This window comes from Rhizobium metallidurans (assembly GCF_014196505.1).
Classification (GTDB): domain Bacteria; phylum Pseudomonadota; class Alphaproteobacteria; order Rhizobiales; family Rhizobiaceae; genus Rhizobium; species Rhizobium metallidurans.
Genome location: NZ_JACIDW010000029.1, coordinates 22,557 through 29,860, shown reverse-complemented (window position 1 = coordinate 29,860; position 7,304 = coordinate 22,557). Strand labels below are relative to the sequence as shown.

The window sequence follows — 7,304 nt, the reverse complement described above, 5'->3', positions numbered from 1 at the left end:
TCATTGCAGAAAGGAAATAGGTGGCCGGATTTTACTCCGCCCGCGGCTGGATTATTCCGCCGCTACCGTGGCCGACTTTTCCACCGCCGCTCTCACTGTCCGATGAGCAAGTTTGCGCCAATCTGGCGTTTCGCCACTGAGATAGTAAGGTAAACCGCAGATGCTGAAGTTAGGATAGTCGTCCGCCAGCAAGAGCGTGATTTGCGTATCGGGCTCAAGCTCTTGGGCACGTAACGCGGCGCTTATACCGGCATCGCTGCCGCCAATGATGAGCAAATGCATCGCGTACCTCCACCATAATCGCTACATAATCGCTGTACCGCGTGTCTTCACGTACGTCATCAACTAAGGACCCGCGTGGCTGGATCTCTTCCCAGAGCACCCGGCTGACATACGAGCCATGACAATGCTCGTGAAAAAGCTATCACGGTGGTAGGCTCCAGTCGGGCCAACCGAAACAACCGTGCATGCCCAGAACATCATCTCAACGACTCAACCAGCCGAGGGATTATATCCCGCGCCGTCCTTCCCGCGCCGAGCAGCGTCGCAGATGCCGCTCCGGTCCAGTTTCCGTAACCGGCAAGCCAAAGGCGAGGCTGTTTCAGCGATTGTCCATCCTTGACCTCGACCTGACCATCTGGCGTAACGACATCTAAATCACGCAGGTGATCCAGCGCTGGACGAAACCCGGTGCACCAGATGACAGCATCAAGATCGCTGCTTGTTCCGTCCTGCCATATGACACCTTGCGCATGAAAACGCGAGAACGGCCGCACAGACCCGAGTGCACCACGGTCTCTTGCGTCTTTGACAGGTGGCACCATGACGATGTCGCCAAGGCCGCCAGCTGGAGACCCATCGTCCTTTCCAAGAGCACGAGCGGTCGCGCGTTGAAACAGCACGTGCCCATCGACGTCGTCTGCCAAAAAGATTGGGGGCTGAGGCGTCACCCAGACGGTTTCAGCGACCGTCGACACCTCTGCCAGGATCTGGGCACCGGAATTTCCACCACCGACAATGGCAACGCGCTGGCCCGCAAATTCGTCAGCAGAAACATAGTTAGCAGAATGGATCTGCTGGCCTTTAAAATCGGTGGCGCCGGGATACGCCGGTATAAAAGGGTGCCGCCATGTACCCGTCGTGCTCAAAACCGCACGTGCTCGCCATCGTCCTTTATCTGCGATCACTTCCAAAGCTCCAGCAACGCTTGGTGACCGACGTCACCACTACAGAGCGCTCCATGGGAAACCTATATCGCTCCTCGTAGCGCGTCAGATAATCGATCACCTCACTCTTCGCCGGATAGCTAGCCTTGGTTCTCGATGGCATCATCCAACCGGGCAGCGAACTGAACGATGCCGGTGAAAACAGATGGAGCGAATTCCATCCATGTCTCCATGCGCCACCCGGCCCATCCTCTGCATCGAGCATTACGAAACTGAGGCCGGCGCGACGCAGGTAGTAGGCTGACGCCAGGCCTGCTTGCCCGGCGCCAATCACAACGACATCAAAAGTTTCGGAAGACATTGCGGTTCCTCCCCGTTTTTATTCCGCGGGGCTGCCTGCCGACCTGACAAAGTACTTTCGACCCATCCAAAGCGCCATTTGCACGAGTAGGATCAGAACCGGAACCTCAACGAGAGGACCGATCACCGCAGCAAAGGCGACCGGAGAGGCCAGACCGAATGCTGCGATGGCGACGGCAATCGCGAGCTCGAAATTGTTGCCTGCAGCTGTGAAGGCAACGGCAGTCGTGCGCGGGTAGTTGGTACCGACCGACTTCGCCATCCAGAAACTGACCAGAAACATCACGATAAAGTAAATCGTCAGCGGGATCGCGATCATGACCACGTCACCAGGCAGTTTGACCACATCGCCGCCCTTGAGGCTGAACATCGCCACAATGGTAAACAGGAGTGCCGCCAGCGTGATCGGGCTGATTTTGGGCAGGAAAACGTTCTCGTACCAATCGCGACCTTTGCTTGCGGTCAAAATGCGGCGGGACAGATACCCCGCGAGGAACGGGATTCCGAGATAAATCAGCACGGCCTCGGCGATCGTCCAGAACGACACGTCGATAACGCTACTTTCAAGGCCAAACAGAGGCGGCAGGAAAGTGAGAAAGAACCAGGCGTAAACGCTGAAAAACAGAATCTGGAAAATCGAATTGAAGGCGACGAGGCCCGCAACATACTGGTTGTCACCCTTGGCAAGCTGGTTCCAGACCAGCACCATGGCGATGCAGCGCGCAAGACCGATCAGGATCAGGCCTGTCATGTATTCGGGATAATCCCGTAGAAAAATCACCGCCAGCGCAAACATCAGGACCGGACCGATGATCCAGTTCTGTAGCAGGGAAATACCGAGGACACGCTTGTCGGCAAAGACCTGCGGCAACTCGTCGAAGCGCACCTTTGCCAGAGGTGGATACATCATCAGGATGAGGCCGATGGCAATCGGAATGTTGGTCGTTCCGACGGACAGGCTGTCGAGTGCGGCTGGCAGACCGGTGAAAACTGTGCCGAGAAGCACGCCGAGTGCCATGGCTGCAAAAATCCAGACCGTCAGGTAGCGATCGAGGAAAGAAAGGCGAAGTGTTGGTTCCTTGGGACGCATTGGCGTTCTCCCTGGCAAAGAAACATCGTCCGCAGTTTTCACAGAAAGACTGCGGTGACACGAGTTCGGATTGAAAGTTTCAGATTAGATGACGCGGCGGCCGGCTTGGTCGACGACGACCTCACCATCTTCCTTGGTGAAGGCCGCCCTCTGTTCGGACGGCAGAATATCGAGCACAGCTTCCGATGGACGGCAGAGTTTAACGCCCAACGGAGTGACGACGATCGGACGGTTGATGAGAATGGGATGCTCCATCATAGCATCGACAAGGTGCTCATCCGTCAAAGCCGTGTCGCCGAGCCCGAGCTCGGAGTACGGCGTTCCCTTTTCGCGAAGTAGTTCGCGTGGAGAAATCCCCATGCGGTCGATCAATTGCTCCAAGAGCTGTCGGGAGGGCGGCGTTTTAAGATACTCGACCACATGCGGTTCGATACCCGCGTTGCGGATCATGGCCAGCGTGTTGCGCGAGGTACCGCACTCGGGATTGTGGTAGATGACGATGTCAACTTGGTTGCCCATAACGATTGGACCCTTTGTCAGATGATTTAAACTGCGTCGCCAGCACCGGTGCCAGCGCGCTCTTCTATGCACAGTGTGCCGTCAAGACCGGGAAGCACGAGTCATTGGCTGTCTGTTCGCTCACCTTACCGTCTCGGATATCAGGCTGAAGTCCGTTCAGGATTGGTGGACCCTTCTATGGCGCCAATCTGCCGTAACCTTGTCTCGAGCGCCATGCGATCAAGCGATCCCAACGGCAGGCTGAGAAACGCCGCTATCCTGTTTTTCAGGAAACGGGCCGCCTGGGCGAAAGCGCGCTGCACTTCCATCTCTGAGCCTGTAGCGGCTGCGGGATCTTCGATACCCCAGTGAGCGGTCATTGGATGGCCGAGCCAAACCGGACATGCTTCACCCGCCGCGCTGTCGCAGACCGTAAAGATGAAATCCATTTGCGGAGCACCCGGCTCGGCGAATACGTCCCAACTTTTCGAGGAGAAGCCGGTCGACGGATAACCAAGAGCGGCCAACTCCTTGAGAGCGTGCGGATTGACTTCGCCCTTTGGCTGACTGCCAGCCGAATAGGCGACAAACCGGCCAGCGCCTTCCTTGTTGAGAATGGATTCAGCCAGTATCGAGCGTGCCGAGTTTCCCGTGCACAGAAACAGCACGTTGAATGTCTTTTCGGTCATGAGAGTACCTTTTCCGGGATGCAGCATGGAGTGAGTTCAGCAATGAGCGGCGCGCAGAGTTCCGCGTTGCCGCCACAACAATCCTTGAGGAGAAAAAGCGTCAATTCTCGCAGTCTTTCCATCTCTGCACGGTACGTAATAACCCTGCTCCGACGCTGAGACGAAACCAGTCCTGCACGTGACAGAATGTTAAGGTGTGCGGACATCGTATTTTGTGGCACGATAAGCGCACGGGCGATATCGCCCGCCGGCAACCCATCAGGCTCGTGCTTGACGAGAAGACGAAAAGTTTCGAGCCGGGTTGGCTGGGCGAGTGCCGCGAGGGCGAGAATTGCGTTTTCCTGTTCCATATATCCAGATTACTGGAAATGTGGACAAAGTCAATTGGCTCGGATTTATTTTACCGTCTGCCAGCTGTCCCCATGGGTGCGGCGTCGAGATGCAAGGCGGGGCCAGGACAGAAAACAGCCGTTTGAGGATTGAAATAAATCGGCCCGTGGGATGGATAATAGATACAACGACGCGCTCATCTCTTATTAGAGCCGGCTGCTTCAGCGTATTTAACGCTCCCGTCACGACTGCGATCAGCAGCGCCGCCCTAAGAAGCTCCCAGGAACGACGCGGATGCGTGAGGCGTTTATCCGATGCGCGATGCCTGGAAAGAAAACTCACTTGGTGCGCTTCGCTGATCAGCCCATGGCGCACGCATACGGAAAGCACAATACGTGTGCGAATGAGAACAGCTTGCAATGTTCGGATTTCCGAACATTGTTGAAATAAATGCCGCTATTTTGTGCAGTACAGATTGATTAATATGTTTTATTTATAATATAAATTTTCGCTACATGGCAGTATTCGGATTTAATAGGAGCCAGCATTTGCTTATTTCTACATATATAAACACCTATAAGCTCTAATATGATTCTTTTATGACGATAATATCGAAAAAATTAACTATGCGATCCCAGTATACCCTTGCCGAAACCAGGGGGTATCCACGTGTCGAACTACGCAAATCAGCCGCTCATTCCATTTTCGAAAAGTTTGAGAACGCGATTCTTTGCGCTGTTCCTCATGTTTATCCCGGTAGTCGCAGGTCTCGGCGGCTACTTCGCTTACAATTTTTATTGGCAAGAAGTTGGTACGTCGCTCGGTGGACTGATGAATTTCGTCGACGCTAAACAGCAGGGCGTCATTCGGTTTCTCGGCCAAAACGAAAAGCAGGCCAAGCAATTGGCTGGGCTGGCCGAAGACCTGAACGCGACCCAACTTTCAGATCACTTTGCGCGCATCGTAAAATCCGATGTCTTTAATATTGAAGATCACCCTTTCAAAGATGAGATCAAGAGCGGCTCGCGGCACATCGCGGCAACCACCGTCTACCATTACATTGACTACGTCGTCGGCGACAAGATCGTCGCCTCCTCAGACCAGAAACGCATCGGCCAGAGCTTCGACAAAAACATCGACGTGAAGCCAGGCTATTCCGATGTTTGGCGTGATAGCTCCGGGAACGCCGTCTTGACGTTCGCAGCCACAACCGACCGCGGAACTGTCTATGTCCATGCCAACGCAATGATGTTGAGCAACATTGTCGACGGTGAGATTGGCAACCTTGAAGGCGGGGCTGGCGCATTCTATCTTGCGGGTATCGGCAAGACCTTCGACTATTACATCGTCAACAAAGATAATGTGATGATCACGGAATCCAGAGTCATCCCGAATGCGGTTTTGTCCGCAACGGGCAGCCAGGAACCATGGCAACTGACCATGATGACGGCAGGAGTTGTTTGCTCGTCCAGCGGAAAATATGTCACGAGCGGCAACTGCACCACCGGATGTCGCGAGGCAATGGGCTTTTATACGGGGCCGACGGGGAAAGAAATGCTTGGCGTTTCCATGCCATTTTACGATTCCGGCTGGACGATCGTCGTTGAGCAGGAAGCGTCGGAATTGCTTGGACCAATGCATCGGATGTTTCTGACAGTTGCGGCGATTGCGATTGTTGCATTTTCGCTGCTAGGCGCATTCATCGTTTACATGGTGTTGGGAATGACCGGCCGCATCACAACGCTCACCAATAAAATGGCGGCCCTGGCGGCAGGTGATCTTAACGTCGAAGTTCCGTTTGCCGATAGGGCGGATGAGATTGGCTCGATGGCCGGTGCGGTTGAAGTGTTCAAGAGAAATGGGCTGGCTGTTCGAGACCTGAATGCGCAAGAAGCTGTTCTTCGCGGTAAAAGTGCTGAACTGCAATCGAGCATCGCGACTGTTGTCGCCGCCGCTGCGGCAGGCGATTTCACAGGAAGAATCGATAAAGACTATGACGATCCTGACCTGAACAGATTCGCTGGGAGCGTAAATGAACTCGTAGAGAGCGTCGACGGCGGAATCAACGAGACGAGAAGAGTTATAGCATCCCTGGCGGCCGGCGATCTTACAGAAAGTATGACGGGCCGATTCCAGGGAGCGTTTGCGGAGCTTCAGACGAATGTGAACGAGACCCTTGCCACATTGCAACGAACCTTGGAGGAAGTTCGGACGACCAGCGATACCATCAATGGCAACTCATCTGAACTGAGGTCGGCCGCTGACGATTTGTCGAAGCGAACCGAACAACAGGCGGCTGCACTTGAGCAAACATCCGCCGCTTTGGATGAGATCACCTCGGCGGTCCGCCAGTCCAGTGATCGTGCCCAGGAGGCGACACAGTTCGTCAGTGATGCCAAGAAGAGCGCGGCTCAATCGTCAACCGTGGTGAAAAGTGCTGTTGACGCCATGGGGCGCATCGAGCAAGCTTCGGTCGAGATTGGACAGATCACCAACGTAATCGATGAGATCGCTTTCCAAACCAATCTTCTGGCTTTGAACGCAGGCGTCGAGGCAGCAAGAGCCGGAGAGGCTGGTAAAGGCTTTGCGGTTGTTGCGCAGGAAGTTCGTGAACTGGCGCAGCGAGCGGCGTCCGCCGCAAAAGACATCAAGCAGCTGATTTCAAAATCAGGCTCTGAGGTCGCAATGGGGGTCAAGCTGGTCCAGGAAACTGGTTCCGCGCTCAGCACAATTGAAGCTCAGGTCTTGAAAATCAACGACCACATTCAGGCCATAGCCACCGCTGCGCGGGAACAATCCACCGGCCTGGCCGAAGTCAGCAGTGCCGTAAACCAGATGGACCACGTCACACAACAGAACGCTGCTATGGTGGAAGAGGCCAATGCTTCGACCCACAAGCTTTCGGCGGAGGCTGACAATCTCGTCACTCTCATTGGACGGTTCAGGCTGGAAAGAGCCTCGCATAGCGATCTGGAGGGCACCCTTCGGTTTTCGAAATCGACAGCGGGTTCGCTCCGCCTTGAAAGTGGGACCGTTACGTACGGCTTGCCTCTACGGCGCGTGATGCCCAATGTCACTCGCGCTTCTTCCTCCGGGTCGGCAAACTCGGCACTCAAGAATGAGGCGTGGGAGGAATTTTGAGCGCGCGGCAGATCCGGCCAAGCCTGCCCT

The 7,304-nt window shown here is 54.9% G+C and carries 8 protein-coding genes; 1 reads left to right on the top strand and 7 read right to left on the bottom strand.

Going from position 1 to position 7,304, the window contains the following annotated elements; translation table 11 throughout:
* Window positions 1–51: 51 nt before the first annotated feature.
* The 7 genes from GGQ67_RS23270 to GGQ67_RS23245 all read right to left on the bottom strand — a co-directional run bounded on the left by GGQ67_RS23270 (window position 52) and on the right by GGQ67_RS23245 (window position 4,153).
* A complete protein-coding gene (locus GGQ67_RS23270; RefSeq protein ID WP_210279766.1) occupies window positions 52–282 on the bottom strand; it encodes a hypothetical protein in 231 nt (76 codons plus the stop codon).
* Window positions 283–479: 197 nt separating this feature from the next.
* The gene (locus GGQ67_RS23265) at window positions 480–1,187 is read right to left on the bottom strand and encodes an NAD(P)-binding domain-containing protein (RefSeq protein WP_343056549.1); all 708 of its coding nucleotides are present in this window, start codon (window positions 1,185–1,187) and stop codon (window positions 480–482) included.
* On the bottom strand, window positions 1,174–1,527 hold the full coding sequence (locus tag GGQ67_RS25555; protein ID WP_281393635.1) for an FAD-dependent oxidoreductase: 354 nt from the start codon (window positions 1,525–1,527) through the stop codon (window positions 1,174–1,176). The genes GGQ67_RS23265 and GGQ67_RS25555 overlap by 14 nt, the downstream gene beginning before the upstream one ends.
* Window positions 1,528–1,545: 18 nt before the next feature.
* A complete protein-coding gene (gene arsB, locus GGQ67_RS23260; protein WP_020810061.1) occupies window positions 1,546–2,616 on the bottom strand; it encodes an ACR3 family arsenite efflux transporter in 1,071 nt (356 codons plus the stop codon).
* A gap of 84 nt (window positions 2,617–2,700) precedes the next feature.
* Complete coding sequence (gene arsC, locus GGQ67_RS23255) at window positions 2,701–3,135, bottom strand: arsenate reductase (glutaredoxin) (RefSeq protein WP_183902483.1); 435 nt, start codon at window positions 3,133–3,135, stop codon at window positions 2,701–2,703.
* A 140-nt stretch (window positions 3,136–3,275) separates the two neighbouring features.
* A complete protein-coding gene (locus GGQ67_RS23250; RefSeq protein WP_183902482.1) occupies window positions 3,276–3,803 on the bottom strand; it encodes an arsenate reductase ArsC in 528 nt (175 codons plus the stop codon).
* Complete coding sequence (locus GGQ67_RS23245; protein WP_151678465.1) at window positions 3,800–4,153, bottom strand: ArsR/SmtB family transcription factor; 354 nt, start codon at window positions 4,151–4,153, stop codon at window positions 3,800–3,802. The genes GGQ67_RS23250 and GGQ67_RS23245 overlap by 4 nt, the downstream gene beginning before the upstream one ends.
* A gap of 724 nt (window positions 4,154–4,877) precedes the next feature.
* On the opposite strand from GGQ67_RS23245, the gene GGQ67_RS23240 reads away from it, so the two are divergent.
* Window positions 4,878–7,274: a methyl-accepting chemotaxis protein gene (locus GGQ67_RS23240; protein WP_183902485.1), complete on the top strand. Its 2,397-nt coding sequence runs from the start codon at window positions 4,878–4,880 to the stop codon at window positions 7,272–7,274.
* The last annotated feature ends 30 nt before the right edge of the window (window positions 7,275–7,304 follow it).